We start from the raw sequence: 26,773 nt of genomic DNA, 5'->3' as shown, positions 1-26,773 counted from the left end.
GCGCGGTCGCCGCTCCGGGCGCTGGCCGGTGCGGCGACCGCGCTGGCCCTCTCCCTGACCCTGCCGGCGACGGCGGGGGGCGGGGGTGTTCCGGTGGGGGCGCATCCCCCCTGTCCTCGGCAGCCCGCGCGCGCGTCGACACCGGACGCCGGAGATCCAGTCGAACCCGCCGTCACATACGGCCCAGGCGCCTCACCGGCCCCGTCCCGGGCCGGCCCCGTCCGGAGGCTCGCCGCGAGCCTGCGAGCGGTGAGGAGGACGGGGTCCTTCAGGCCAGTGCGTCGGCCCCCATCAGCCGCCGCCCGGCCTCGGTGATCGAGCCGGACAGCGACGGGTAGATCGCGAAGGTCTGTGCGAGGTCGCTGACCGTCAGTCCCTTGGTGACCGCGAGTGCGATCGGCAGGATCAGCTCCGAGGCCCCCGGGGCGACGACGACCCCGCCGACGACGACGCCGGTCGCCTGCCGGGCGAACAGCTTCACGAACCCGTCGTGCAGGTCGGCCATCTTGGCCCGCGCGTTGGTGGCCAGCGGCAGCCGGACGACGTCGATGTCGGCGCCCTCGGGCAGCGTCTTCTCCTGCACGCCGACCGTGGCGATCTCCGGATGGGTGAAGACGTTCGCCGCGACGGTCTTGAGCCGGATCGGGGTGACCGCCTCGCCGAGCGCGTGCCACATGGCGATCCGGCCCTGCATCGCCGCGACCGACGCCAGCTGGAAGACCCCGGTGACGTCGCCGGCGGCGTAGATGCCCGGCACGCTGGTGCGGGAGACGCGGTCGACGACGACGTGCCCGGACGGCGCGAGCTCGACCCCGGCCCCCTCCAGGTTCAGCCCGGCGGTGTTGGGCACGGTACCGACGGTCATCAGCGCGTGCGAGCCCTCGACGACGCGCCCGTCGGTGAGCTCGACGACGACCCCCTTCTCGGTGCGCCGCACCCCGGCGGCCCGGCCGCGCTCGAGCCGGCCGCCGCGGGACTGGAAGACCTCCTCGAGCACCTCGGCGGCGTCGGAGTCCTCGCCGGGCAGCACCCGGTCGCGCGAGGAGACCAGCGTGACCGCGACGCCGGCCTCCAGGTAGCCGGAGGCGAACTCGGCGCCGGTCACGCCGGAGCCGACGACGACCAGGTGCTCGGGCATGTCCTGGAGGTCGTAGACGTCGCGCCAGTCGAGGATCCGCTCGTGGTCGGGCTCGGCGCCGGGGATCACCCGCGGGTCGGCGCCGGTCGCCACGAGGACGACGTCGCACTCCAGCGTCTCGGTGACCACGCCCTCGCCGTCCAGCACCTCCACCCGGTGCTCGACCAGACCGCGGCGCTCGTCGGAGAGCCGGCCCTGCCCGGCGACGACCTGCACGCCCTCGCCGACGAGCCGGACCTTGATGTCGGCCGACTGCGCCACGGCCAGGCCCTTGACCCGCTGGTTGACCGCGGCGAGGCCGAGGCCGACGGTGGCCAGCTCGGTGCCCTGCACGCCCAGCGCGGCCGAGTCGCGGACGGTGCTCATCACCCCGGCCGAGGCGATGAAGGTCTTGGAGGGGACGCAGTCGGTGAGCACGCTCGCCCCACCGACGCCGTCGCGCTCGACCACGGTGACCTGCGCACCGAGGGATGCGGCGACCAGCGCGGCCTCGTAGCCGGCGGGTCCGCCGCCGATGATCACGATGCGGGTCATGGGAGTCCTTCTCGCTGGGCTGTGGACACGTGCCGCCCCCCATTCTCCCCGTTCCGGGTGACGTGGTGGCCCATCTCCCACCGAGGGCCGCGCCACACGGTCGTAGGCTGCCGGTGATGGGCCTCTACGCCGCCTACGGGTCGAACATGGACCCCGCACAGATGCTCCGGCGCTGTCCCTCCTCCCCGCACACCGGTACCGGCTGGATCAAGGGCTGGCGGCTGACCTTCGGGGCCGAGGAGTACGGCTGGGAGGGGGCGCTGGCCACCCTCGTCCCCGACGACACCGCGCCCACCGAGTCGCTCTCCCCCGGCGTCTTCGTCGCCCTCTACGACCTCACCGAGGCCGACGGGAAGGCCCTCGACGCGTGGGAGGGCGCCGACCAGGGCCTCTACCGCAAGCTGAACCTGCGGGTGCACACGCTCACCGGTGACCAGGTGGCCTGGGTGTACGTGCTCGACGCCTTCGAGGGCGGGCTGCCCTCGGCGCGGTACCTGGGCGCGCTCGCCGACGCCGCCGAGGCCGCCGGCGCCCCGGACGACTACCTCGCCGACCTGCGCGCCCGGGAGTGCCGCTCCACCGGCGTCTGACCGCCGCCTCCTCCCCCTCCCTCTCCCCTTTCCCGATGATCATGAAGTCGCGGTGGGGACACGCCGTCTCCCGTGGGCGTGTCCCCACCGCGACTTCATGATCGTCTCGGGGTGGAGATGCCCAGGTGTCGGGCGACGATGTGCACCATGCGCTCGTACCGCCGGTAGACGTCGACGGCCGTGAAGTGCAGCAGGGTCCAGCGCCGTTCGGTGAGCCAGTTGTGCCGGTCCCGGTCGGCGGTGAGCTGCTGCCGGCTCATGTGCGCCTCCAGGCCGTCGAACTCGGCACCCACCCGAGCGTCGCGCCAGCCGGTGTCCAGGTAGTGGCTGCGCCCGTCCCCGATCACCCCCACCTGCACCTCCGGCGCCGGCAGACCGCCGTCGATGAAGCGCCACCGCATCCGCGACTCCATGGGCGACTCCGCTCCCGCCGACGCGTGCGGCACCAGCTCCCTCAGGCGCACGACGCCACGCAATCCGGCCTGCTCCGCTGCGGCGGCAGCCAGGTGCTCCGGCGTGCACCGCGCGGAGCGCAACGCCGCGTCGAGGGTGGCCAGCCCGTCGATCGGTGCGGCCAGGCGCACGACGTCGCAGGCCGTCCGGGCCGCCGAGGTGCACCAGAGACCGTCGACCAGCACGGCGTCGTCCGTGCCGAGGCTCGACGGGTGCACCTGGACGCCGGGGAGCCGCCGGTTGACCAGCTGCGGTGGCCCGAGGAAGTGCAGCACGTCTGATCCCAGGACGTCGAAGCCCCAGAGCAGTGCGGCGGTCGAGTGGCACGCGACGAGATCCGGACCGACCGCCAGCGCGGCCGCTCGCACCTGTACCACCGGCGAGTCGGGCAGTTCTGCGTCCACCAGCACGCCGCGCCACCGGGTCCGGCGCCACCGCCCGGCCTGCACCAGCCGGCGGATCTCCCAGTCGCTGTAGCGGTCCCGGGCCTGAGCGGTGGTGAAGACGCCGCCCTGGCGCGCGATCGTCCGGTAGAGCGCGAAGTCCATGCCCCGACGCTCGGACCGGGGCGCTCTCCCGTGCGGGCCCGCGGCCGATCTGTGGACGGCCCTGCACGCTGTGGATCTCGATGATCATGATGCCCCGGGGGCGACACGCGGCGGGCGACCGGCGAGTCCCCACCGGGACTTCATGATCATCGCGGAAGAGCCGTCGCGGAGGAGCCGCCGCGCCGGCGCCGCCCCGCCTGGCCCGGCCCGGCCCGGACCCGGCCCGGGGTCAGGCCGGCGTCTCCAGCAGCTTGCGCAGCGCGTCGTCGACCTGCTCCAGGTAGGACGGCGAGAGCCCGAACAGCGAGGCGTGACCGTGCACGTCCTCGATCACCCGGAGGTCGCTGCCGGGGATGAGCTCCTGCTCGGCGGCGCAGTCCTCGGGCGGGAAGAACTTGTCGGTGCTGATCGGCATGACCACCGTCTTCGCCTGGATCCGGCCCAGCGCGGCGGCGAGGTCGCCGTCGGTGTGCCGGCTGACGTCACCGTGCTACCACTTCCACGCCTGGGTCAGCAGGTCCCCGGCGTCCATCGGCTGGAAGTAGGCCTCGAGGAAGCCGACGACGAAGTCCTCCGGCGAGCTGAAGCCCAGCCCCCGCCAGTGCTCGCCGGTCCAGAACTCGTTGGACAGCACGTGCAGCGCGAACAGTCCGGCATGCCGCTGCAGGCCGCCGCGGACGTCGGCGGGGTCGCGGTACCAGCCCCCGACGTACCCGGGATCGGAGGTGAGCGCGTCGACCAGCGTCTGCGCCCAGATGACGTAGTGCTGGTAGATCCGCGAGGTGCCGGCCAGCGGCGCGGCCCGCTTGACCCGGTCGGGGAACCGGACCGCCCACTCGTAGGTCTGCTGGGCGCCCATCGACCCGCCGAAGACCAGCGCCAGCTCCTCGATACCGAGCACCTCGCGCAGCAGCCGCTCCTGGGCGACCACGTCGTCCCCGATGCGCACCCGCGGGAAGCGGGCCCGCCCGTAGGGCCCGGCCACGTTGTGCGGCGAGGTGCCCAGTCCGCTGCCGATCTGGTTGACCATGACGACGAAGTGCTCGTCGGGGTCGATCGCCCGGCCCGCTCCGACGTAGGTGTCCCGCATCACCGAGTGGTTGCCGGAGTACCAGGTCGGGATCAGCACCGCGTTGTCCTTCGCCGCGTTGAGCGTGCCCAGGGTCTGGTAGGCCAGCTGGCAGCCGCGGAGGGTGGCGCCCTCCTCGAGCACGAGGTCGCCGATGTCGGCGAGCTCGAAGTCGCCGTGGACCGCAGCGGAGTAGTACGGGTTGTCGATCGGCATGGCTCGGCCTCGTCTCGGCAGCGGGGACGGACCGCAGGCGCGGCCCCGTCCGGCCGCTAGCGGTCCGTGATCCGGCTCACACATCGGGTCAGGAGTCGTGGAGGAAGGTCTCCAGGAGCTGCTGGGCGGCCAGCGCCGGGGTCAGCTCGCCGGCGAGCACCGCCTTCTCCAGCTCCGGCGCGGCCGCCCGGACGCCGGGGTGCGCGCGCAGCCGGTGCTCGAGGCCGTCGCGCACCAGCTGCCGGGTCCAGCGCACCTGCTGCGACCGGCGCCGCTCCTCGAACGCCCCGGACGCCGCGCGCCGCTCCTGGTGCTCGACCAGCTTGGCCCACACCTCGTCCAGGCCCTCGCCGGTCAGCCCGGCGCAGGTGAGCACGGGCACCTGCCACTCCTCGTCGTGCCCGCGCAGCATCCGGATCGCCCCGGCCAGCTCGCGGGCGGCCTTGCGGGCGTCGGCGGCGCCCGGCCCGTCGGCCTTGTTCACCGCGATCACGTCGGCGATCTCGAGGATGCCGCGCTTGATCCCCTGCAGCTGGTCGCCGGTACGGGCCAGCGTCAGGAACAGGAACGAGTCGACCATCTCGGCGACGGTGATCTCCGACTGCCCGACGCCGACGGTCTCCACCAGGACGACGTCGTAGCCGGCCGCCTCGACGACGACCATCGACTCCCGCGTGGCCTGCGCGACCCCGCCGAGGGTGCCCGACGTCGGCGAGGGCCGGATGAACGCGTTCGGGTCCACCGACAGCCGCGCCATCCGGGTCTTGTCCCCGAGGATCGACCCGCCGGACCGGGCGGACGACGGGTCGACGGCGAGCACCGCCACCCTCGACCCGGCCGCCGTCAGCGTCACACCGAGGGAATCGATGAACGTCGACTTCCCCACCCCGGGGACGCCGCTGATCCCGACCCGCCGGGCCGACCCCGCGTGCGGCAGCAGCTCGACCAGCAGCTCCTGCGCCCGCTCCCGGTGGTCGGCGCGGTGCGACTCGACGAGCGTGATCGCCCGCGCCACCGCCCGCCGGTCCCCCGCGAGCACGCCCTCGACGAGCGCCGGGACGTCGACCGGCCGAGCCGCCATCAGTGCCCGAGGCGCGAGGACAGCGTCCGCAGCAGCCCCTGCGCCGCCTCGGCGACCACCGTGCCGGGCAGGAACACCTCGGCCGCGCCCATCTCCTTCAGCGTCGGCACGTCGTCGGGCGGGATGACCCCGCCGACCACGATGACGACGTCCTCCGCCCCGAGGTCCGCCAGCGCCTGCTTGAGCGCCGGCACCAGCGTCAGGTGCCCGGCGGCCAGCGACGAGACGCCGACGACGTGCACGTCGGCCTCCACCGCTTGCCGGGCGACCTCCTCGGGCGTCTGGAACAGCGGGCCCACGTCGACGTCGAAGCCGAGGTCGGCGAAGGCGGTCGCGATGACCTTCTGGCCGCGGTCGTGGCCGTCCTGGCCCATCTTGGCGACCAGGATGCGGGGACGGCGTCCCTCGGCCTCCTCGAACGCCTCGGCCAGGCGGCGGGTCTCCTCCACGGGGTTGTCCTCTCCCGCCCGGCCCGCTGCGAGCGCCTCGTCGCGGTACACACCGGAGATGGTGCGCACCTGGCCGGCGTGCCGCCCGTAGACCTCCTCCAGCGCGTCGGAGATCTCCCCGACGGTGGCCTTGGCCCGGGCCGCGTCGACGGCGAGCTTGAGCAGGTTGGCGTCCAGCTCGCGGCCGCGCCGTCCCTCGGCCGCCGCGCGGGCGGCGTCGGTCAGCCGGGAGAGCGCCTCGTGCACCGCGCCGTCGTCCCGGGAGGCGCGCAGCTCCACCAGCTTGGCCTTCTGCTGGGCGAGCACGTCGGCGTTGTCCACCCGCAGCACCTCGATCACCTCGTCCGCGTCGACCCGGTACTTGTTGACGCCGATCACCGGCTGCCGGCCCGAGTCGATGCGCGCCTGGGTGCGGGCGGCGGCCTCCTCGATGCGCAGCTTCGGGATGCCGTCGTCGATCGCCTGGGCCATGCCGCCGTGCTCGGCGACCTCCTCGATGTGCGCCCAGGCGCGGCGGGCCAGGTCGTAGGTCAGCCGCTCGACGTAGGCCGCGCCGCCCCACGGGTCGATGACCCGCGTCGTCCCCGACTCCTGCTGCAGCAGCAGCTGGGTGTTGCGGGCGATCCGCGCGGAGAAGTCGGTGGGCAGCGCCAGCGCCTCGTCGAGGGCGTTGGTGTGCAGCGACTGGGTGTGCCCCTGGGTGGCGGCCATCGCCTCCAGACAGGTGCGGACGACGTTGTTGTAGACGTCCTGCGCGGTCAGCGACCAGCCCGAGGTCTGCGAGTGGGTGCGCAGCGACAGCGACTTGTCCTTCTGCGCGCCGGCCTCCTTGACCAGCCGCGCCCACAGCAGCCGCCCGGCCCGCAGCTTGGCGACCTCCATGAAGAAGTTCATGCCGATCGCCCAGAAGAAGCTCAGTCGCGGCGCGAACGCGTCGACGTCCAGCCCGGCGTCCTTGCCCGCCCCCAGGTACTCCACGCCGTCGGCCAGCGTGTAGGCCAGCTCCAGGTCGGCCGTCGCCCCGGCCTCCTGGATGTGGTAGCCGGAGATGGAGATCGAGTTGAACCGCGGCATCTCCTGCGAGGTGAACGCGAAGATGTCGCTGATGATCTGCATCGACGGCTTGGGCGGGTAGATGTAGGTGTTGCGGACCATGAACTCCTTGAGGATGTCGTTCTGGATGGTCCCGGTCAGCTGAGCCGGCGCCACCCCCTGCTCCTCGGCGGCGACGATGTAGAGCGCCAGCACCGGCAGCACGGCGCCGTTCATGGTCATCGAGACGCTCATTCGGTCCAGCGGGATGCCGTCGAAGAGCTGCCGCATGTCCAGGATCGAGTCCACGGCCACCCCGGCCATGCCGACGTCGCCGACCACGCGCGGGTGGTCGGAGTCGTAGCCGCGGTGGGTCGGCAGGTCGAACGCGATCGACAGGCCCTTCTGCCCGGCAGCGAGGTTGCGCCGGTAGAACGCGTTGGACTCCGTCGCGGTGGAGAAGCCCGCGTACTGGCGGACCGTCCACGGCTGCGTCGTGTACATCGTCGGGTAGGGCCCGCGCAGGTACGGCGCGATGCCGGGGTAGGTGTCCAGGAAGTCCAGGCCCTGCAGGTCCGCGGGGGTGGACAGCGGCGGGACGGCGATGCCCTCCGGGGTCTCCCAGGTCGCCTCCTCCACGCCACGGCCGGTGGTCTCCTTGAACCGCTTGGCCCAGTCGTCCGCCGTCGCGGCCGCCGCAGGGCGACCCAGCTCGACGGAACCGAAGTCGGGGATCCCGCTCATGGCCGCTCCTCCTCGCCGTCCATCCGGCGATTTCCGCGGAAATCGCCGGAGACTCCCAGCTCCTCGTGGACCCGCTGCAGGACGTCGAGCGCGTCGCACCCGGCGTACACGTACCCGTCGACGCCCTCGATCGCGAGCGACGGCTTGCCGGCCAGCCACACCGCGGTGGCCCCGGCGGCGCGCAGCTCCGCGGCGAGTGTCGCTGCGGACTCCGCGTAGTCCTTGTCGGTCCCGCAGATGCAGGCCACCGTCGTCCCCGCCTCGGCGAGGCCGGAGGCCCCGTCCCCGGACGGCGTCGCCACTCCCCCGGCCTGGAACAGGTTGCCGGCGAAGGTGGCGCGCGCGGTGTGCCGGGCGATCGGGCCGAGGGTGGCGAGGTAGACCGTGGGCCGCCGCTCGGCGGCGTCGGCGCGGTCGCGCAGCTCCTCGAACGCCTGGGCCGCCCGGACCCGCGGCAGCCCCCCGGTCGGGTGCAGGTCCGCGGCGGGCTGCCGCTCGGGCAGCTTCTCGGTGAGGTTGGGGAACTCGCTGACGCCGGTGATCGCGTCGGTGCGGTGCGCCAGCCGCTCGGCGCGGGCGTCCCACGCGGCGGCGATCCGGTCGCGGACCAGGCCCGAGCCGAGCGCGGCGGCCAGCCCGCCGGCCCGCTCGATCTCGGTGAACCAGCTCCAGGCGGCCTCGGCGAGGGCGTCGGTGAGCGACTCGACGTACCAGGAGCCGCCGGCCGGGTCGAGCACGCGGGCGAGGTGTCCCTCCTCGACCAGCAGGTTCTGGGTGTTGCGGGCGATCCGCCGGGAGAAGGCGTCGGGCAGGCCGAGGGCGGCGTCGAAGGGCTGCACGGTGACGACGTCGGCCCCGCCCACGCCGGCGGCGAAGCAGGCGACCGTCGTCCGCAGCATGTTGACCCACGGGTCGCGCCGGGTCGTCATCACCGAGGAGGTGACGGCGTGCTGCCGCTGACCGCGGGCGTCGGGCGAGGCGCCGCTGACCTCGCCGACCCGGTCCCACAGCCGGCGGGCGGCGCGCAGCGCGGCGATCGTCGTGAACTGGTCGGCGCTGGCCGCGTAGCGGAACTCCAGCGCGGCGAAGGCCTCGTCGGTCGAGAGCCCGCCGTCGGTGAGCGCCCGCAGGTAGGCCACGCCGGCGGCCAGCGAGCAGCCCAGCTCCTCGACGGCCGAGGCGCCGGCGTCGTGGAAGACCGTGGCGTCGACGACGACGGTGCGCCAGCCGGCGGGCGCCCGGCGGGCGACGCCGGCCAGCCCGGTGAGGTCCTGCTCCTCGCCGGAGGCGGCCTGCACGCCGAGCGGGTCCAGGCCCAGCGAGCCGCCGGGCGCCAGGTCGGTGCGGCCGGCGACGTGGGCGAGCAGGGCCTCGGCGGTCGACAGCCCGCCGGAGACCGACACCGGCGCGAGGTCGAGGTACACGTCGGCCAGGACGTCGCCGAGCGCGTCGACCGGGACCGCCCCCTCGCCGAGCTCGAGCCACAGCGAGGTGACGCCGTTCTCCAGGTCGGCGGCGATCGCCTCCCTCGTCAGCGCGACGTCGGGGTGGGCGTGCCGCTGGCGGACGTCCCAGCCGCCGGGCACGTCGCCGCCGGCCGACCCGGGCCAGGAGCCGCGGACGAAGGGGGCCAGGCCCGGGACGCCGACCGCGGCGGGCAGGTCGCCGGCGTCCTCGGCGGTGTAGAGCGGGGCGACGCTGACGCCGGTGGCCACCGGCACCCGCAGCGCGTCCTCGACCGGGTCGGGCAGGTCCTCGCGTCCGGCCTTGCGCAGCACCCCCGCGACCAGCTCACGCCAGGCCTCCCGGGTGGCGGCCGGGAACCCGGCGGCGAGCCGGAGGTCGTCGGGGACCTCGTGCTCGGCCGGCACCTCGGCGTCGGCCGGTGCTGCGGCCTGCTGATCGCTGGAACTCATCTTTGGGCTCCCTCCGGTGGATCAGCGTCAGTGTCTACCGTCGCGCGCCTGGGGTGGAACGGCCGGGGTGCGGCGGGGATCCCGGCAGCGGGCCGCCCGCGTCGGCGGCCAGCGCGTGCAGCGCGGTGCGGGCCAGCAGCCGCACGCCGACGCCGATCGCCCGCTCGTCGACGTCGAAGGTGCCCCGGTGCAGGTCCAGCGGCGCGCCGCCACCGTGGGTGCCCAGCCGGGCCAGCGCGATGGGCAGGACGTCGGCGAACCAGCCGAAGTCCTCCCCGCCCATGCTCTGCGGGGACAGCCGCAGCCCGTCGCTGCCGACCGTCTCCAGCGCCGCCGAGCGCAGCAGCGCCACCGCCCGCGGGTCGTTGACCACCGGCGGGACACCGCGGACGTAGTCGACCTCCACGTCGGCGCCGGTGGTGGCGGCGACCCGCTCGACCAGCGAGCGCAGCAGCGTCTCGGCGTCGGTCCAGGCGTCGCGGTCCAGCACCCGCACCGTGCCGCGCAGATGGCCGCGCTGCGGAATGGCGTTGGGCGCGCACCCGGCGTTGACCGCGCCCCACACCAGCGACATGCCGGCGCGCGGGTCGACCTGCCGGGACAGCAGCGCCGGCAGGTCGGTGATCAGCCGGCCGAGGGCGTCGACCAGGTCGACGGTCAGCTGCGGGCGGGCGGTGTGCCCGCCCGGGCCGGTGAGGGTGACGTCCATCCGGTCGCAGGCGGCGGTGATGGCGCCGGTGCGCAGGCCGACGCTGCCGGCCGGGATGGAGGGGTCGCAGTGCAGGGCGAAGGCGCGGGAGGCGCCCTCGAGCACCCCGGCCGCGACGACCTCGGTGGCGCCGCCGGGCACCGTCTCCTCGGCGGGCTGGAAGACGCAGCGCACGGTGCCGGGCAGCTCGTCGAGGGCGGCGAGGGCCAGCGCCGCCCCGAGGACGACGGTCGTGTGCACGTCGTGCCCGCAGGCGTGGCACAGGCCCTCGCGGGTGGAGGCGTACGGGGCGTCCTTGAGGTCGGCCAGCGGCAGCGCGTCGATGTCGGCGCGCAGCACCACGACCGGGTCCCCCGAGCCCACCTCGACGACCAGCCCCGTGCCGGAGGGCAGCCGCCTGGGGTCCAGACCGGCGTTGCGCAGCCGCTGCTCGAGGAAGGACGTCGTCTCGAACTCGGCGTAGGCCAGCTCGGGGTGGGCGTGCAGGTGCCGGCGCACGGCGACCAGCTGCTGGTGCCTCTCGGCGACCCACTCGTCGACCGCCGTCCCCAGCTTCTCCGGGAACGCCGTCATGCGGCCGTGCCCCTCATGCTGCGGTGCCCCTCATGCTGCATGACCCCCGGCGCAGTCGGCGGGGCCGGGCACCGGTCCCGGCGGCCGGTCGGGGCCGGCGGTGGGCAGGCCGTGCCGCAGCTCGGCCAGCAGGCTGTCGACGACGGCGGTCAGGTCGCCGTCGTGCGCCGCGGCGACCGCGCGCTGCCGCTGGTAGGAGGCGCCCACGGCCAGGACGCGCTCGACGTCGACCAGCTCGGCCTCGCAGCCCAGCCGGCGGGCGGTGGGCGTGAGCTCCTCGACCAGGTCGGTGATCGCCTGCCGCACCGGCCGGACGGTGCCCTTGTCGTCGACGACGATGTCGGCGTCCAGCCCGTAGCGGGCCGCCCGCCACTTGTTCTCCCGCAGCACCCACGACGCCGGCACCGGCAGGGTGTAGCCGCGGTCGAGCTGGGTGTCGAACTGCTCGACCAGGCACTGCGACAGCGCCGCGACCGCGCCGACCTCGTCGAGGGTGGGCAGCCCGTCGCAGATGCGCAGCTCGACGGTGCCGAAGTCGGGGTGCGGGCGGATGTCCCACCACACCTCGCGGACGCTCTCGATGGCATGCGTGGAGATCAGCGTCTCCATGTACTCCTCGAAGCGGTCCCAGCCCGACAGCTGGTAGGGCAGGCCGGCGGTCGGCATCCCCTCGAAGACCTTGGAGCGGGCCGAGGCCAGCCCGGTGTCGCAGCCGACCCAGAACGGGGAGGACGCCGACAGGGCCAGGAAGTGCGGCACGTACTGGGTGAGCGCGTTGACGATCGGGATCGCCTTCTCCGGCGCGCGGACGCCGACGTGCACGTGGACGCCGAAGATCTGCAGCCGGCGGGCCAGCCACTGCATCTTCTCGACCAGCTGCAGGTAGCGCTCCTTGGGCGAGATCTGCTGCGTCTGCCAGTCGGTGATCGGGTGGGTGCCGGCGCACATCAGGCCCAGCCCGTGGCGTCCGGCGGCGGCCCGCACCTCGGCGAGGGTGCCGGCGAGGTCGGCCTTGGCCTCGGCGACGGTCGTGCAGATGCCCGTGATGATCTCCACGGTCGACTGCAGCAGCTCGTGCTTGGCCTTGGGGTGCTCGTCGAGGCCCTCGGGCCGGATCTCCTCGAGGATCTCGACGGCTCCCGCGGTCAGCTGCCGGGTCTGCAGGTCGACGAGCTGCAGCTCCCACTCGACGCCGAGGCTGGCTCGCTCGGAGGACCGGAACGGGATCTGCACCCTGGGGAGTCTAGGGACGACCCGCCGTCCCGGCCGCCGGGGAAGCGGCCCCGACCAGGTCGTCCCCCGCGGTCCTCGGACGCGGCAGCCAGCGGGCGGTGGGCACCCGCGCCTGCACGGCCGCGACCGCCCGCCGTCCGAACCGCTCCTCGTCCACGACGGCGCTGCACAGGTTGCGCCCGACGACGAAGACGGCCCGGCCGTCCTGGGTCGGCAGGGCGGCCTCGACCAGCTCCCACGGGATGCTGTGGACGTCGCCGTCGCTGTCGCGGTGGGCCAGCTCGCGCTCGCCGACGACGAGGGCGACCCGGCTGTTCTCCCGGGAGAAGAGCCGGGCCAGCGCCGAGGGCCGGAAGGTCTCCCCCACCGGCAGCCGGGCCTGCAGGTTGCACACGAACCGGCGCTCGACGGGCCCGCCCGGACCGGCGTAGTCGGTCTCCTCGGGCACGTAGAGGATCGCCGTCGGGGAGGTGCCGCGCAGCGCCGCCGCCACCCGCTCGGCGGGCGTCGTCCGCCAGGCCTCCAGCACGTCCTGCACCGGGCGGAACGGCAGGCCGCTCACCGCGCAGTAGGCGGCGTCGGCGAGCTCGGACTCCACGACGGCGCGCTCGTCGGCGTCCAGCTCCTCCTCGAAGCCGGCCACCGCGTGCGCCAGCTCGGCGGTGGTCGGACCCGACGCGCACAGCTCCGTGTAGGCCTGCCAGAGCAGGCCGGCGACGGCCGCCTCCTGCCCCTCCCGCGCGTCGAGGACGACGGCCACCTCCCGCCGGTCGGCCGTGACGTCGAGGGCCATGGAGTCGACGGAGTAGCTCAGCCCGCGGGCGAGGCGGGCGGTGTCGCGCAGCCGCTCCTTGAGCACCTCGACGCCCATGGTCAGCGCGGGGTCGCCCGCGCGGCCGGCGGACAGCAGCAGGCCGACGCCGGCGCCGTGCCCCTTGGTCCACACCGGCCCCGTCTGCGGCCGCGGCGCCGGGACGGTGCGCTCGGGACGCGGGCCGGCCGGCAGCGGCAGCCGCAGTCCGGCCGGCAGCGGGCCGGTGCACCACAGCGCGGCGTTGCCGCGGACGAACCAGCGGCGGGCGTGCGCCCGGACGGTCTCCTCGGTGAGGTACTCCGGGCCCGGACCGTCGGCGACGACCAGGCCGGGTCCGGTCAGGCCGAAGCGGGCGGCCCACAGCGCGCCGAGCGTGGAGTGGGCGGTGGAGCAGTTCTCCGCCTGCAGGACGCCGACCTCGAGCTCCATCCGCTCGGTCGGCAGGTCGGCCAGCGCCCGGCAGATGCCCTCGAGGAACGCGCCCACGGCCTCCGGACGGCCGGTCGCGTGGAAGGTCGTGGTGTCGACGTCGGTGACCGCGTTGCACCGCAGGTGGGACTTGGGCAGCGCACCCATCGCGAGGTGCTCGACGAGGTGGGTCACCTCGATGGTCGCGAACGTCTCGTCGCGGAGCCCGACCCCGAAGACGAGGGCGGCGGTGGTCCGTGCCGGGCCGTCGGCGGTGAAGACGGGGACGCCGTCGATGTCGGTGCGCTGCACCCCGACACAGTCGGCCTCCCGCTCCGCCGCCTCCAGCGGACACGCCCACGGCGGGACGCCTGGGGTCCGTGTGGCTCCTCACCCTCGCGGCCCCCGGGCCGGCGTCCGGGCTCCGGGCTAGCGTCCCGTGTGTGAGTGCACCTCCTCCTCCCGACCCCGCTGACCTGGCCGCCCGCGCGGCCGACGAGCTGACCGGCGCGCTCGGCACCGGCCACGAGGTGGCCGTCGTCATGGGGTCGGGCTGGGCGCCGGCCGCCGACGCCTTCGGCGCCGTCGAGGGCAGCGTCGCCATCGGGGAGCTCCCCGGTTTCGCCGCCCCGACCGCGGTGGGCCACGGCGGCGAGGTCCGCTCGGTGCGGGTGGGCGACCGGAAGGTGCTGCTCTTCCTCGGCCGCACCCACCTGTACGAGGGCCGGGGGGTCGAGCCGGTGGTGCACGGCGTCCGGACGGCGGCCGCCGCGGGGGTGCGCACCGTCGTCCTCACCAACGCCGCCGGCGGGCTGGCACCCGAGCACCGGGTCGGCCAGGCGGTCCTGGTCAGCGACCACCTGAACCTCACCGCCCGCTCCCCGCTGGTCGGGGCCACCTTCGTCGACCTCACCGACCTGTACTCCGCGCGGCTGCGGTCGCTGGCCCGCGAGCTGGACCCGTCGCTGACCGAGGGCGTCTACGCAGCACTGCCGGGGCCGCACTACGAGACGCCGGCCGAGATCCGGATGCTGCGCACGCTGGGTGCGGACCTGGTGGGCATGTCGACGGCGTTGGAGGCGATCGCGGCGCGCGCCGCCGGGCTGGAGGTGCTGGGGCTGTCGATGGTCACCAACGCCGCGGCCGGGATCACCGGCGAGAAGCTCGACCACGAGGAGGTGCTCGCGGCGGGCAGGGCGGCGGCGGGCCGGCTGGGCGAGTTCCTGGTGCAGTTCATCGGTCGGCTGCGGTGACGGCCATTTCCGCGGAAATGGCCGGAGGGCGGGCCCGGTGAGCGGGCCGGTGCTCCTCACCGGTGCGGCAGGGCGGATCGGCACGGTGCTGCGCGGCGGGCTGCCCGAGCGCGGCTGGGCGTTGCGCTCGCTGGACGTCGTCCCGCTGACCGACACCCGCCCGGGCGAGGAGCAGGTGGTCGCCGACGTCACCGACCTGGCCGCGATGGCCGAGGCCGCGGAGGGCGCGAGCGCCGTGGTCCACCTCGGCGGGATCTCCGGGGAGTCGACGTGGGCGGCGGTCTCGCACGTCAACATCGACGGCACCCAGTGCGTGCTGGAGGCGGCGCGGCAGGCCGGCGTCCCCCGGGTGGTGCTGGCGTCGAGCAACCACGCCACCGGCTTCACCCCGCGCCCGGCCGAGGGGCTGCTGCGCGAGACCGACGGCCCGCCGCGGCCGGACACCTTCTACGGGGTGTCCAAGGTGGCGATGGAGGCGCTCGGCTCGCTCTACGCCGACCGGTACGGCCTGGACGTCGTCTGCCTGCGCATCGGCACCGCCGCCCCCGAGCCGACGACGACCCGTCACCTGTCGACGTGGCTCTCCCCCACCGACCAGGTGTCGCTGGTCGACGCCGCGCTGCAGGCACCCGCCCCCGGGTTCGCCGTGGTGTGGGGCGTCTCGGCCAACACCCGCGGCTGGTGGGACCTCACGGCCGCCCGCGCGCTGGGCTACGAGCCGGCCGACGACGCCGAGCCGTACGCGGCGGCGCTCGTGGAGGTGCACGGCGAGCCCGACCCCGCGGACCCGGTGCACGGCCGGGTCGGGGGCGAGTTCACGACGGCCGGGTTCGACGTCGAGCACATCGGGCCGCCGGCTCCGCGTGCCGACATCGCGCCGGGCAGCGGAGCCGACCGGTGAGCCTGCTCGAGACGGCGCGCGCCTGGGCCGACGCCGACCCGCACGACGGCGACCGCGCGGAGATCGAGGCGCTGATCGAGGCGGCGCCCACCGATCCCCGGGCCCACACCGAGCTGGAGCGCCGCTTCGCCGGGCCGCTGACCTTCGGCACCGCGGGCCTGCGCGGCCCGCTGCGCGCCGGGCCGGCCGGGATGAACGCCGCCGTGGTCACCCGCGCGGCCGCCGGCCTGGGTCGCTGGCTGGCCGACGCCGGGCACGCGGGCGGCGGCGTGGTGATCGGCTTCGACGCCCGGCGCCGTTCCGACGAGTTCGCCCGGGTCTCGGCGGCGGTGCTGAGCGGGGCCGGGTTCGCCGTCCAGGTGCTGCCGCGGCCGCTGCCGACGCCGGTGCTCGCCTTCGCCGTCCGGCACCTGGGGTGCGTGGCGGGGGTGATGGTCACCGCCAGCCACAACCCGCCCGAGGACAACGGCTACAAGGTCTACCTGGGCGACGGCGCGCAGCTGGTGCCGCCGGCCGACCGGGAGATCGAGGCCGCGATCGCCGCGGTCGGCCCGGCGCGCGAGGTACCGACGTCCGACGACTGGCTCACGCTCGGGGACGACGTCGAGGCCGACTACGTGTCCGCGGTCGTGCGGGCCCTGGATCCCGCCACGGTGCCGGCGATCGTGCGGCAGGGGCTGACCGTCGCCTACACCGCGATGCACGGGGTGGGCGCCGCGACGACGCGAGCGGTGTTCGCCGCGGCCGGTCTCGCGCCGCCGGTGAGCGTGCCCGAGCAGGACGAGCCCGACCCGGCGTTCCCGACGGTCACCTTTCCCAACCCGGAGGAGCCCGGCGCGGTCGACCTGTTGGTGGCGCTGGCCGCCGAGGTGGACGCCGACGTCGCGATCGCCGAGGACCCCGATGCCGACCGCTGCTCGGTGGTCTGCGACGGCCGCCAGCTCACCGGGGACGAGGTGGGCGGGCTGCTGGCCGACTGGCTGCTGCGTCGTGGTGTGCGCGGCACGTACGCGGCGTCGCTGGTCAGCGGCTCGCTGCTGCACGCCCTGGCCGGGGCGCACGGCGCCCGGTTCGCCGAGACGCCGACCGGGTTCAAGTGGATCGTCCGCGCGGGGACGGACGACGAGCCGCTGGTCTTCGGCTACGAGGAGGCGCTGGGCTACGCCGTGGCGCCCGAGGTCGTGAAGGACAAGGACGGCATCTCCGCCGCGCTCGCCGTCGCGCTGCTGGCCGCGGAGCTGAAGGCATCCGGCCGCACGCTCACCGACCGCCTCGACGAGCTGGCGGTGGAGCACGGGCTGTTCGCGACGGGGCAGCTGTCGGTGCGGGTCGAGGACCTCTCCCGGATCGGCGCGATGATGGCGCGACTGCGGTCGGCGCCGCCGTCCCGGCTGCTGGGCCGCGAGGTGACCGCCTCGGACCTGCTGGACGAGACGCCCGCGGTGGACGCCGTCCGGCTGCTCGGGGACGGGATGCGGGTGATCGTGCGGCCCAGCGGCACCGAGCCCAAGCTCAAGGCGTACCTGGAGACGGTCGTCCCGGTGCACGAGGACGCCGGGATCATCGCCGCGCGCGGCCGGGGCGCCGACGAGCTCGACCGGCTGCGCGCCGAGATGTCCGCCACGCTCGGGCTCTGAGCCCGCCCGGCCCCTTACCCTCGGAGGACCTGTCCTCTACGACGAGTCACGGTCATGTCTGTTCTGATCGACCACACCACCACGTCCGACCCTCGACGCACACGCGCCGCGCGCCGCCCGGAGATCGAGGGGCTGCGGGCCGTGGCGGTCGCCCTGGTGGTGGGCTACCACGTCACCACCGGCCAGGTGTCGGGCGGCGTCGACGTCTTCCTGGCCCTGAGCGGCTTCTTGCTCGTGCACAGCCTCCGCCGCCAGGTCGAGCGGAGCGGCGGCGTCCGCCCCCTGACGTCGATCACGCGGACCCTGTCCCGGTTGGTCCCACCGGCCGTGCTGGTCCTGGCCGGCACCGTGGCCGTCAGCTCCCTCGTCCTGCCGGAGACGCGGTGGCGGGAGCTCGCCGGGCACCTGCTCGCCTCGGCGACGTTCACCGAGAACCACCACCTGGTCGCCGAGGCGGTCGACTACGCGGCCAGCAACGCCATCGCCAGCCCGATGCAGCAGTTCTGGTCGCTGTCGATCCAGGTCCAGGTGCTCCTGGCGGCGCCCGTCGTCGTGGCCGCCGGGGCGCTGCTGTTCCGCGGCCGGCGGCGCCGGTTCGCCCGCCCGGCCGCCGTCCTGGCCGTCGCGGCGGTCACCGTGGCGTCCTTCGCGTGGTCGGTGGTGGCGACGCGGGCCGACCAGCAGGTGGCGTACTTCTCCACGTCGCCCCGGCTGTGGGAACTCGGTGCCGGCGCCCTGGTGGCCCTGGTACTCGGCAGGGTCCGGCCGGGACGGCGGACCGGCGTCCTGCTGGGCTGGGGCGCGGTCGTCGCGCTCGTCGCCTGCGGCGCGGTGCTGGACGGAGCGCACACGTTCCCCGGCTGGCAGGCCGCCTGGCCGGTGACGTGCGCGCTCATCCTGCTGCTCGTGGCGGACTCCGGCGGGCGCCGCGGCGTGCACCACCTGCTGGGCTCGCGCCCACTGCGGTGGCTGGGGGCGCGGTCCTACGCGCTCTACCTGTGGCACTGGCCGGTCCTGGTGCTGTACCTGGTGCACACCGGGCGGGATGCGCCGTCGATCAAGGGCGCGGCCGCCGTGGTCCTGCTGTCCCTCGCCCTGGCCGAGGCCACGTACCGCCTGGTCGAACAGCCCGCCGCCGAGCGGCTCCGCCCCCGGCCCCCCGTCCACGCGTTGGGTCTGGTGGCGGCCGGCATGGCTCCCCTGCTCGCCCTGGGGACGGTCACCACCGTCTGGCTCGACCGCGAGGCCGCCCGCGTCGCCGCGGCGACCGACGACCCCAGGTATCCCGGCGCGGTGGCTCTCACCTCCCCCGTCGTGGCCACTGGGGGGATCCCCGGGGTCGAGCCGATGCCGTCCCTGTCGGTGATCCGGGACGACCACCCCTTCATGCCCGGTGCGGAGTGCACCGTGGAGGACGACCCGCCCGACGCCGTGCCGACGCAGACCGAGATCTGCGTCCTCGGATCCGACGACCGCGAACGCCGGATCGTCGTCGTGGGCGACTCTCACGCCGCCCACTGGTTGTCCCCGCTGGCCGACCTCGCGGAGCGGTACTCGTGGGAGCTCGTCTCGCTCATCCGCGCCGGCTGCAGCCTCTCGACGCAGTCGGAGTTCTTCGAGGAGGGCACCCCCGGGCACGAGGGGTGCGTGGCCTGGCAGTCCCGGCTGGTGGAGCGCATCGTCGCCCGAGAGCCCGACCTCGTGGTCACGGTGGGCACCCGGACGGCCTACGGGACCGACGCGGAGATCCTGCCACCGGGGTTCCTCGAGGCCTGGCAGCAGCTCTCGGACGCGGGGCTGCCGGTGATCGCGATGCGGGACAGCCCGCGGCACCTGCACGACGTCCCCGACTGCGTGGCCGAGTGGGGCGGTGCCACCGACCGGTGCGGGACCCCACGCTCGTGGGTCTACTCGGACGGCCTGCTCGAGACGGCGGAGGCCGTCCTCCCCCCGGGGGTGAGCCTGATGGACACCAGCTCCTTGTTCTGCACCGACGACCTGTGCCCGGCGCTGGTCGGCAACATCTGGGTGTACCGGGACGACGGGCACGTCACCGGGACCTACATGCGCACGGTGCGACCGCTGATGGAGGACGAGTTCGTGGCGCGGGCGGGCTGGTGACCACCGTGGACGTCCGCGCACTGGTCTTCGACGTCTTCGGCACCGTCGTGGACTGGCGCGGCGGCCTCGCCCGCGAGGTGCGCCGCCTGCTCGGCCCGTCGGTCGACGCGGCCGCGCTGGCCGACGACTGGCGCGGGCGGTACGTGCCGTCGATGGAGCGGGTGCGCTCCGGCGAGCTGCCGTGGACGCCGCTGGACGAGCTGCACCGATCCTCGCTGGAGGACGTCCTGGTGTCTGCCGGGCTGGCCGACGTCCCGGCGGCGGTGCGCGACGAGCTGGTGCTCGCCTGGCACCGGCTGGACCCGTGGCCGGACGTGCTGCCGGGTCTCCGCCGGCTGGCCCGCTCGTACGTGCTGGCGCCGCTGTCGAACGGCAACGTGGCGCTGCAGGTGGACCTGGCGCGGCGGTCCGGTCTGCCGTGGGACTGCGTGCTGGGGGCCGAGGTGGTGCGGCACTACAAGCCCGACCCGGAGGTCTACGACTCCGCGCCGCAGCTGTTGGCGGTGCCGCCGTCCTCGGTGGTCATGGTGGCGGCGCACCTCGAGGACCTGGCCGCGGCGCGGGCGCGGGGGCTGCGGACGGCCTACGTGCACCGGCCCGACGAGTTCGGCGGCCGTGTCGTACCGCCGTCCGCCGACCCGGACGCCGACGTCTCCGTGGCCTCGTTCGAGGAGCTCGCGGCGGCGCTGGGCACCTGACCTGGCGTTCCTCGTCGCTCACCCCTTCGGGCGCGTGCCGTCCATCCGGTGTGTCGCGCGTCACCAGGGTGATACCTTTCCGCCACTCCGGGCCGTACACAACCCAGAAGGACCCACTTGATGCGACAGGGCCATTCGTACGACGCCGCCGCGCACCCGCGCCTCGGCCGCACCCGACCGTTGATCGGCCTGGCCGCCGCCACGCTGACCCTCGCCGCCTGCGGCGGTGGGGGCGGCGGGGACGATGCCGCGGCGGCCTACCCGGACGGGGACATCACGTTCGTGGTGCCGTTCTCGGCCGGCGGCCCGACGGACACGGTGACCCGGCTGATCGCGGAGCCGATGAGCGAGGAGCTCGGCCAGCCGATCGTCGTCCAGAACGTCGAGGGAGCCGGCGGCACGATCGCGGCCGGCGAGGTCGCCGCGGCCGAGCCGGACGGCTACACCGTCCTGATGCACCACATCGGCATGTCGACGGCGCCGTCGCTGTACAACAACCTGCCGTACGCGCCGCTGGAGGACTTCAAGACGGTCGGGCTGGTCACCGAGGTCCCGATGACGATCGTCGCGCGGCAGGACTTCGAGCCCCAGACGTTCGAGGAGATGGTCGAGTACGTCAAGGCGAACGCCGACACGGTCACCCTCGCCAACGCCGGCGTGGGCGCCGCCTCGCAGCTGTGCGGGCTGCTGCTGCAGGACGCCCTCGGCGTGAAGCTCACCGAGGTGCCCTACGAGGGGACCGGTCCCGCGCTGACCGACCTCGTCGCCGGGGAGGTCGACCTGATGTGCGACCAGACCACGAACACGACCGGCCAGATCCAGGCCGGCGAGATCAAGGCGTACGCGGTGACCACGGCCGAGCGGGTGGAGAGCCTGCCCGACCTGCCGACCACGGAGGAGGCCGGTCTGCCGGAGCTCCAGGTGGGCGTGTGGCACGGCCTCTACGTCCCGGCCGAGACCCCCGATGAGATCGTCCAGGAGCTGACCGGCGCCCTCCAGGTGGCCCTGCAGGACCAGAACGTGATCGACCAGCTGGCCGAGCTCGGCGCGGCACCCTCGTCCCAGGAGGAGGCGACGCCGGAGGCGCACACCGAGCGGCTGTCCAGCCAGATCGACCTCTGGCAGCCGATCATCGAAGAGGCCGGCGTCTCCGCGGACTGACCACCGACGGCGGTGGGGCGGCACTCGTCGCCCCACCGCCGTCCTCGATCCGTAGGGGATCCTCACTCGTGAACACGCACAGAGCCCGCAAGGACCTGCTCGCGGGCGCCATCTTCGTGGGCTTCGGACTGGCGTTCGCCCTCACGTCATCCACCTACGAGATCGGCAGCGCCCTGGACATGGGGCCGGGCTACTTCCCCCTGGTGCTGGGCGGGGTGCTCGTCCTGCTCGGGATCGTCATCGCCGTCAAGGGAGCCGCCGGCGAGTCGGAAGACCTCGGACCGGTCCCGTGGAAGGCGGTGGCACTGCTCGTGGGCGGCCTCCTCTTCTTCGGCTTCACCGTGCGCGGGTTGGGGCTGGTCCCCACGCTGCTCGTGACGGTCTTCCTGTCGGCGATGGCGGGCCGCCGTGCCCGCGTGATCCCCGCCCTGGTGATCGCGGCGAGCCTCACCGCGCTCAGCGTCCTGATCTTCGTGGTCGCCCTGCAGCTCCGGCTGCCGTACTTCGGCCCCTGGCTGCAGGGGTAGCCGGCCGATGGACGTCTGGGACAACCTCGCGCTCGGGCTCGAGACGGCGCTGACGCCGACGAACCTCCTGTTCGCCCTCATCGGTGTCGCCCTGGGCACCGCGGTGGGCGTGCTGCCCGGCATCGGGCCGACCGCCACCATGGCCATGCTCCTGCCGATCACCTTCGGCTTCGAGGCGGTCACCTCGCTGATCATGCTGGCCGGCATCTACTACGGGGCCCAGTACGGCGGGTCGACCACCGCCATCCTGATCAACCTCCCCGGCGAGTCGTCGGCGGCTGTGACGGCGATCGACGGTCACGAGATGGCCAAGAACGGCCGTGCCGGTCCGGCGCTCGCCACGGCGGCGCTCGGCTCGTTCTTCGCCGGCACGGTCGGCACGATCGTTCTGGCCCTGGGCGCCGTGCCGATCTCCCGCCTCGCGCTGGAGTTCGGCCCGGCGGAGTACTTCTCGCTGGTCGTGCTGGGCCTGATCGCCTCCATCACGCTGGCCAGCGGCTCGACGGTCAAGGCGCTCGCCATGATCGTCCTCGGGCTGCTGCTCGGCACGGTGGGCCAGGACATCGCCACGGGCACCCCGCGCTTCACCTTCGGTCAGCGCGAGCTCTTCGGCGGGCTCAACTTCGTCTCCCTGGCCGTCGGCATGTTCGGCGTCGCCGAGATCCTCCGCAACCTGGAGGGCACCATGACGCGGTCGGTCGTGGTGGAGAAGGTCAAGAACCTGTGGCTCACCAAGACTGACTTCCGCCGGATCACCGGTCCGGTGCTGCGCGGTACGGGACTGGGGTCGGCCCTCGGCATCCTCCCCGGCGCCGGGCACGTCCTCGCCTCGTTCGTGTCCTACTCCGTGGAGAAGCGCGTCTCGAAGCGGCCCGAGGAGTTCGGGAAGGGCGCGATCGAGGGGGTCGCGGCTCCGGAGTCGGCCAACAACGCCGCCGCCCAGACCTCCTTCATCCCGCTGCTCACCCTCGGCCTGCCGGCGAACTCGATCATGGCGCTCCTCATCGGCGCCTTCATCATCCAGGGGATCACCCCCGGGCCCAACGTCATCACCGACGAACCGGCGCTGGTCTGGGGCCTCATCGTCTCGATGTGGATCGGCAACTTCTTCCTGGTCCTGCTCAACCTGCCGCTCATCGGCCTGTGGGTGAAGATGCTGACCATCCCCTACGGGGTCCTCTTCCCCGCCATCATCGCCTTCGCGTCGATCGGCACCTACTCCATCAGCCTGAACGCCTACCACGTGTACGCGATCGCGTTCTTCGGGATCCTCGGGTACGTCCTGATCAAACTGGGCTGCGAGCCGGCGCCGCTGCTGCTGGGCTTCGTGCTCGGGCCGCTGCTGGAGCGGTACCTGCGCCGGGCCCTCACCATCTCGCAGGGGGACGCGACCGTCTTCCTGACCCGGCCGCTGTCCCTGGCCCTGCTGCTCCTGGCGGCCGCGGCGTTCGTCATCGCGGTGCTGCCGGCGGTCCGGCGCAAGCGCGAGGTCGTGTTCGAGGAGGAGTAGTAGAAGGACCACCCTTCTCCCCACGCCTCGCCCGCTCGGCGCGGGTCCCTGAAGGGTGGCCGCTCCAGTACGTCACCGGGCTCGTGGCGGGACCCTGCGGGGCCGGGGCTACGCCAGGACGTCCTCCAGGACGGGAGCGAGCGAGGACTTCTGCTCGAGGCCGATGCCGGGCGCGTCCGGGAGTCGCACGTAGCCGTCCTCGATCGGGAGGCCGTCCGCGAAGCCCCCGAAGGGCGCGAAGATGCCGGGGTAGGACTCGCAGCCGCGCAGGTGGAACGCCGACGCGATGGACAGGTTGAACTGGTGACCGCCGTGCGGGACGCAGCGGTCGGGGTTCCAGCCGGAGTCGAACAGCATCGCCACGGTCCGCCGGAACTCGGTGAGCCCGTAGCTCAGCGCCGGGTCCATCTGCAGGACGTCGCGATCGGGGCGCAGCCCCCCGTAGCGGATGAGGTTGCGGGCCTCCTGGAAGGAGAGCAGGTTCTCCCCCGTCGCCAGCGGGCCCTCGTACCGCTCGGCCAGCCGGTGCAGCGCCTCGTGGTCCAGTGGGTCGCCGGCCTCCTCGTACCAGTGCAGGGGGTAGGCGCTGAGCGCGTCGGCGTAGGCCAGGGCCTCGTCGAGCTCGAAGCGCCCGTTCGCGTCCACGGCGAGGTCGCAGCCCTCGGGCAGGACGTCGAGGACGGCCTCGATGCGCCGCAGGTCCTTCTCCAGCGGAGCTCCGCCGATCTTCATCTTCACCGTGCGGTAGCCCATGTCCAGGTAGGAGCGCATCTCGGCCTGCAGTGCCTCGATCCCGCGGCCCGGGTAGTAGTAGCCGCCGGCGGCGTAGACCCAGACCCGCTCGGCCGGTGTCGCCGGCGTGCGCGGGTCACGGGCGCGGTCGCTGAGCAGTTGGTACAGCGGGACGCCGGCCAGCTTGGCGGCGAGGTCCCAGGACGCCATGTCCAGGACCCCCATCGCCACCGCCCGGTCGCCGTGGCCGCCTGGCTTCTCGTCCCGCATGGCAGCACGCCAGATGAGCTCGGGATCCAGGTCGCCGTGCTCGCCGATCAGGCTCTCGGGGTCGGCCTCGCGGACCCGCGGGATGATCCGTTCGCGCAACAGGCCGCCCTGCGCGTACCGCCCGTTGGAGTTGAAGCCGTACCCGACCACCGGAGCCCCGTCGCGGATCTCGTCGGTGACGATCGCGAGGACGCTGACGTTCATCTTCGAGAAGTTGATGAACGCATTGGACATGTCCGCCTCGATGGGGACGGTCTTCTCGCGGATGTCGACGATGCGCACGGACGGCGACCTCTCCTGGGAACGGGGCCGCGCGCCACCGGGCCGATGCCGCGCACGAACCGGTTCCGGGAGACCCACGGCCGTCGGGGACCTCGACCTGGGAGTAGACCAGGGAGGCGGTGTGGCCGCGACCGCCGTGCCGCGCCGCGCGGGCCACTCCCCGACCCGGCCGCACGCGCCGCCCGATCAGGCCGTGGGCCACGACGGACCTGACCACACGACTGCCCTGCTCCCCGACATGCGTTCGGGTGGTTGTCCACAGAGGTGCGTGCCCGGGGCGGCGGCGATCCGTAGTCTCCCGGCGACCGGTGATCGACACGGGGGTGGACGACGTGACACGGCGCTGGACCCTGCGACTGGTGGCGGGCCTCGCGGCCGGCGCAGTCGTGCTGAGCGGCTGCTCGGAGCGGCAGGAGGCCAACGACACCCTGCCGGAGGCGGACGCCTCGGTGAGCGCCTCCGAGCCCGAGCTGCCGCCCCTCGGCCCACCGGACCTGCCGATGCCCGCCGAGGCCCGCACCCAGGACGCCGCCGGCGCCGAGGCCTTCGTCCGGTACTACATCGACCTCATCAACCGGACGTCGACCGTCATGGACGCCGCTCCCCTGCGCGAGTTCAGCGACGCTTGTGCTGACTGCAACCGCATTGCCTCTCTCGTTGAAGAGGATGCCGCCGCCGGGCGCCAGTACAACGATGGGCGCATTGTTATCAAGGCGGTAGGCGCTCCTCTTATGAGAGAGGCAGCGGCCGAGATGGCAGTCCGAGCTGAGGTCGCCGCACTAACAGTTAAAGACGCCACAGGCGCCCCTTTGCCTGACCTCAGCTCCCCAGCTTACGCGGACCTCAATGGCGGAGTTGCCATCAAGTGGAATGCCATCAAGCAAACCTGGATTATGACTGTCTTGACGCTCGAATGAGGCGGGCATTGGTCAGCTTGGTGGCACTAATTATCTGGGCCCAAGGAACCGTTGTTGCCAGCGCCGCCAGTGATTGCGATCGCCGATTCTGCCCCGCAGTAAAAACGGCCTCAGGCGCCCTCACTGCAAGTTTCGCCACGCAGCTTTCAGGCAGCCAGTGGGTTGCCAGTAACGAAGCTCCACTCGCGCACCCCTACACCTACCGACTCCTAACGCCCTGCCAGGTGGATACGGAAGCCGGCGGAACTTGCCGCCCCGATGATGATGCCATTTGCCCGTCTCCGCCGGACCGTGTCGTTCAGATCAGAGTTGTGCAGCAGCAGCGACTCGTCCTTCCCGACGGCACCACGGTGGATGGGTTCGATGCGGCCGGTAGCCCGCCCGGCACTCCGGTCGGTCCCTGGACCCCACTCGGTCGCGGGTGCGTCGACATCACGGCGCTGAACCCGCCGCCGTCCCCGGCTGAGGTCTACCGCTATTTCCAGACCCTGCCACTGCCGGACCTGCCCACCCAGCAGCAGCCTCCGGGCAACGCGCTGGCCGGCCTGCCCGTCGTCTTCTACACCGACGGCCCGACGACCCAGACCTTCACCGTCGACATCCGCGGCTTCACCGTCGACATCGTCGCCACGGCCACCGGCTTCACCTGGGACACCGGCGACGGCACCGTCCTGCAGACCACCGACCCCGGTGCGCCCTACCCCGACCACACGATCAGCCACGACTACCCCAGCGGCACCTACACCGCCGCGCTGACCACCACCTGGAGCGGCACCTTCAGCGTGAACGGCGGCGCGACGGCCGACGTCCCCGGCACCACGACCACCGACGGTCCGCCGGTCACCTTCACGGTCCTGCAGGCCAGCCCGGTCCTGACCAACCCCTTCGACTGACCCGCCCTCGCGCGGTTCCACCCGGGTTCGCGCCGTTGCAACAGCGCGCAGGCGTCAGGGACAGCGCGACAGTGCGGCCATTGCCGGCGTTGTTCGTGGATTGCCGGTGCTGCAGCGGCGGCAACCCGCGAGGAACGCCGGCAATGCGCCGCCCGCGCGACTCACCAGGTCGGTGGGAGCGGGTGCCACCAGGTCGTCCGATCGATCCGACCCCGCCGCACGTACCACTCGCCCAGACCCACGCCCGCCCCGTCCCGGCCCCGCCCTAGGAGCCTGCTGAACAAGTAGGGCGGGCAGGCTGCCATCAATGACCGTCGAGCGGCAGATCGGTCACAACCCTGGGGTTGGACAACGAGGTCGGCCT

At 73.7% G+C, this 26,773-nt stretch carries 22 protein-coding genes; 11 read left to right on the top strand and 11 right to left on the bottom strand.

Translation table 11 applies throughout. The annotated features are described in order from the left end of the window. Nucleotides 1-268 precede the first annotated feature (268 nt). Nucleotides 269-1,672, bottom strand: coding sequence for an NAD(P)H-quinone dehydrogenase (locus CNO22_RS14450; RefSeq protein ID WP_100500039.1), 1,404 nt, complete (start codon nucleotides 1,670-1,672; stop codon nucleotides 269-271). A gap of 116 nt (nucleotides 1,673-1,788) precedes the next feature. Between CNO22_RS14450 and CNO22_RS14445 the strand changes: the two genes are divergently transcribed. After that, a complete protein-coding gene (locus tag CNO22_RS14445) occupies nucleotides 1,789-2,262 on the top strand; it encodes a gamma-glutamylcyclotransferase (protein WP_100500038.1) in 474 nt (157 codons plus the stop codon). Between the two features lie 95 nt (nucleotides 2,263-2,357). Here CNO22_RS14445 and CNO22_RS14440 read toward each other — a convergent pair whose 3' ends face one another. The 9 genes from CNO22_RS14440 to CNO22_RS14405 all read right to left on the bottom strand — a co-directional run bounded on the left by CNO22_RS14440 (nucleotide 2,358) and on the right by CNO22_RS14405 (nucleotide 13,819). Then, complete coding sequence (locus CNO22_RS14440) at nucleotides 2,358-3,263, bottom strand: hypothetical protein (RefSeq protein ID WP_100500037.1); 906 nt, start codon at nucleotides 3,261-3,263, stop codon at nucleotides 2,358-2,360. A gap of 229 nt (nucleotides 3,264-3,492) precedes the next feature. Next, nucleotides 3,493-3,678, bottom strand: a complete 186-nt coding sequence (locus tag CNO22_RS29075) for a hypothetical protein (protein ID WP_232807037.1) — start codon at nucleotides 3,676-3,678, stop codon at nucleotides 3,493-3,495. A 75-nt stretch (nucleotides 3,679-3,753) separates the two neighbouring features. Continuing rightward, on the bottom strand, nucleotides 3,754-4,548 hold the full coding sequence (locus CNO22_RS14435) for an alpha/beta fold hydrolase (RefSeq protein WP_232807036.1): 795 nt from the start codon (nucleotides 4,546-4,548) through the stop codon (nucleotides 3,754-3,756). 88 nt (nucleotides 4,549-4,636) lie between these two features. Beyond that, entirely contained in the window at nucleotides 4,637-5,629 is a 993-nt protein-coding gene (gene meaB, locus CNO22_RS14430; RefSeq protein ID WP_100500036.1) for a methylmalonyl Co-A mutase-associated GTPase MeaB, read from the bottom strand. Continuing rightward, a complete protein-coding gene (scpA, locus tag CNO22_RS14425) occupies nucleotides 5,629-7,854 on the bottom strand; it encodes a methylmalonyl-CoA mutase (RefSeq protein ID WP_100500035.1) in 2,226 nt (741 codons plus the stop codon). The genes meaB and scpA overlap by 1 nt, the downstream gene beginning before the upstream one ends. Then, nucleotides 7,851-9,770, bottom strand: a complete 1,920-nt coding sequence (locus CNO22_RS14420) for a methylmalonyl-CoA mutase family protein (RefSeq protein ID WP_100500034.1) — start codon at nucleotides 9,768-9,770, stop codon at nucleotides 7,851-7,853. The genes scpA and CNO22_RS14420 overlap by 4 nt, the downstream gene beginning before the upstream one ends. 34 nt (nucleotides 9,771-9,804) lie before the next feature. Beyond that, a complete protein-coding gene (locus CNO22_RS14415) occupies nucleotides 9,805-11,052 on the bottom strand; it encodes an amidohydrolase (protein ID WP_100500033.1) in 1,248 nt (415 codons plus the stop codon). Nucleotides 11,053-11,082: 30 nt separating this feature from the next. Beyond that, entirely contained in the window at nucleotides 11,083-12,285 is a 1,203-nt protein-coding gene (locus tag CNO22_RS14410) for a glutamate--cysteine ligase (protein ID WP_100500032.1), read from the bottom strand. Between the two features lie 10 nt (nucleotides 12,286-12,295). After that, on the bottom strand, nucleotides 12,296-13,819 hold the full coding sequence (locus CNO22_RS14405; protein ID WP_100500031.1) for a peptidase M16 family protein: 1,524 nt from the start codon (nucleotides 13,817-13,819) through the stop codon (nucleotides 12,296-12,298). A gap of 131 nt (nucleotides 13,820-13,950) precedes the next feature. Here CNO22_RS14405 and CNO22_RS14400 point away from each other — a divergent pair, with 131 nt between their 5' ends. The 8 genes from CNO22_RS14400 (at nucleotide 13,951) to CNO22_RS14365 (ending at nucleotide 23,315) form a co-directional block, all read left to right on the top strand. Then, nucleotides 13,951-14,760: a purine-nucleoside phosphorylase gene (locus tag CNO22_RS14400; RefSeq protein WP_198588332.1), complete on the top strand. Its 810-nt coding sequence runs from the start codon at nucleotides 13,951-13,953 to the stop codon at nucleotides 14,758-14,760. A 37-nt stretch (nucleotides 14,761-14,797) separates the two neighbouring features. After that, nucleotides 14,798-15,661 carry an NAD-dependent epimerase/dehydratase family protein gene (locus CNO22_RS14395; RefSeq protein WP_100500030.1) on the top strand — a complete coding sequence of 288 codons (864 nt, stop codon included), beginning with the start codon at nucleotides 14,798-14,800 and terminating at the stop codon, nucleotides 15,659-15,661. After that, nucleotides 15,658-17,298 (top strand): phospho-sugar mutase, encoded by a 1,641-nt coding sequence (locus CNO22_RS14390; RefSeq protein WP_100500029.1) that lies wholly within the window; start codon nucleotides 15,658-15,660, stop codon nucleotides 17,296-17,298. The genes CNO22_RS14395 and CNO22_RS14390 overlap by 4 nt, the downstream gene beginning before the upstream one ends. Nucleotides 17,299-17,352: 54 nt before the next feature. Beyond that, entirely contained in the window at nucleotides 17,353-19,419 is a 2,067-nt protein-coding gene (locus tag CNO22_RS14385; protein WP_100500028.1) for an acyltransferase family protein, read from the top strand. Continuing rightward, nucleotides 19,416-20,117 carry a haloacid dehalogenase type II gene (locus CNO22_RS14380; protein WP_100500027.1) on the top strand — a complete coding sequence of 234 codons (702 nt, stop codon included), beginning with the start codon at nucleotides 19,416-19,418 and terminating at the stop codon, nucleotides 20,115-20,117. The genes CNO22_RS14385 and CNO22_RS14380 overlap by 4 nt, the downstream gene beginning before the upstream one ends. 120 nt (nucleotides 20,118-20,237) lie before the next feature. After that, on the top strand, nucleotides 20,238-21,278 hold the full coding sequence (locus tag CNO22_RS14375; protein WP_100500026.1) for a tripartite tricarboxylate transporter substrate-binding protein: 1,041 nt from the start codon (nucleotides 20,238-20,240) through the stop codon (nucleotides 21,276-21,278). Between the two features lie 68 nt (nucleotides 21,279-21,346). Beyond that, the gene (locus CNO22_RS14370; protein WP_100500025.1) at nucleotides 21,347-21,805 is read left to right on the top strand and encodes a tripartite tricarboxylate transporter TctB family protein; all 459 of its coding nucleotides are present in this window, start codon (nucleotides 21,347-21,349) and stop codon (nucleotides 21,803-21,805) included. 7 nt (nucleotides 21,806-21,812) lie between these two features. After that, a complete protein-coding gene (locus CNO22_RS14365) occupies nucleotides 21,813-23,315 on the top strand; it encodes a tripartite tricarboxylate transporter permease (protein ID WP_100500024.1) in 1,503 nt (500 codons plus the stop codon). A 108-nt stretch (nucleotides 23,316-23,423) separates the two neighbouring features. Here the strand turns inward: CNO22_RS14365 and CNO22_RS14360 are convergent, their stop codons facing one another. Next, nucleotides 23,424-24,599 carry a mandelate racemase/muconate lactonizing enzyme family protein gene (locus CNO22_RS14360; protein ID WP_100500023.1) on the bottom strand — a complete coding sequence of 392 codons (1,176 nt, stop codon included), beginning with the start codon at nucleotides 24,597-24,599 and terminating at the stop codon, nucleotides 23,424-23,426. Nucleotides 24,600-24,907: 308 nt separating this feature from the next. On the opposite strand from CNO22_RS14360, the gene CNO22_RS14355 reads away from it, so the two are divergent. Continuing rightward, on the top strand, nucleotides 24,908-25,516 hold the full coding sequence (locus CNO22_RS14355; RefSeq protein WP_100500022.1) for a DUF6318 family protein: 609 nt from the start codon (nucleotides 24,908-24,910) through the stop codon (nucleotides 25,514-25,516). Nucleotides 25,517-25,827: 311 nt separating this feature from the next. Further along, entirely contained in the window at nucleotides 25,828-26,409 is a 582-nt protein-coding gene (locus CNO22_RS14350; protein WP_100500021.1) for a hypothetical protein, read from the top strand. The last annotated feature ends 364 nt before the right edge of the window (nucleotides 26,410-26,773 follow it).

This window comes from Geodermatophilus chilensis, from assembly GCF_002802985.1.
GTDB lineage: Bacteria > Actinomycetota > Actinomycetes > Mycobacteriales > Geodermatophilaceae > Geodermatophilus > Geodermatophilus chilensis.
The sequence above is the reverse complement of the archived record's forward strand: the minus strand, read 5'-3'. Positions and strand labels throughout refer to the sequence as shown.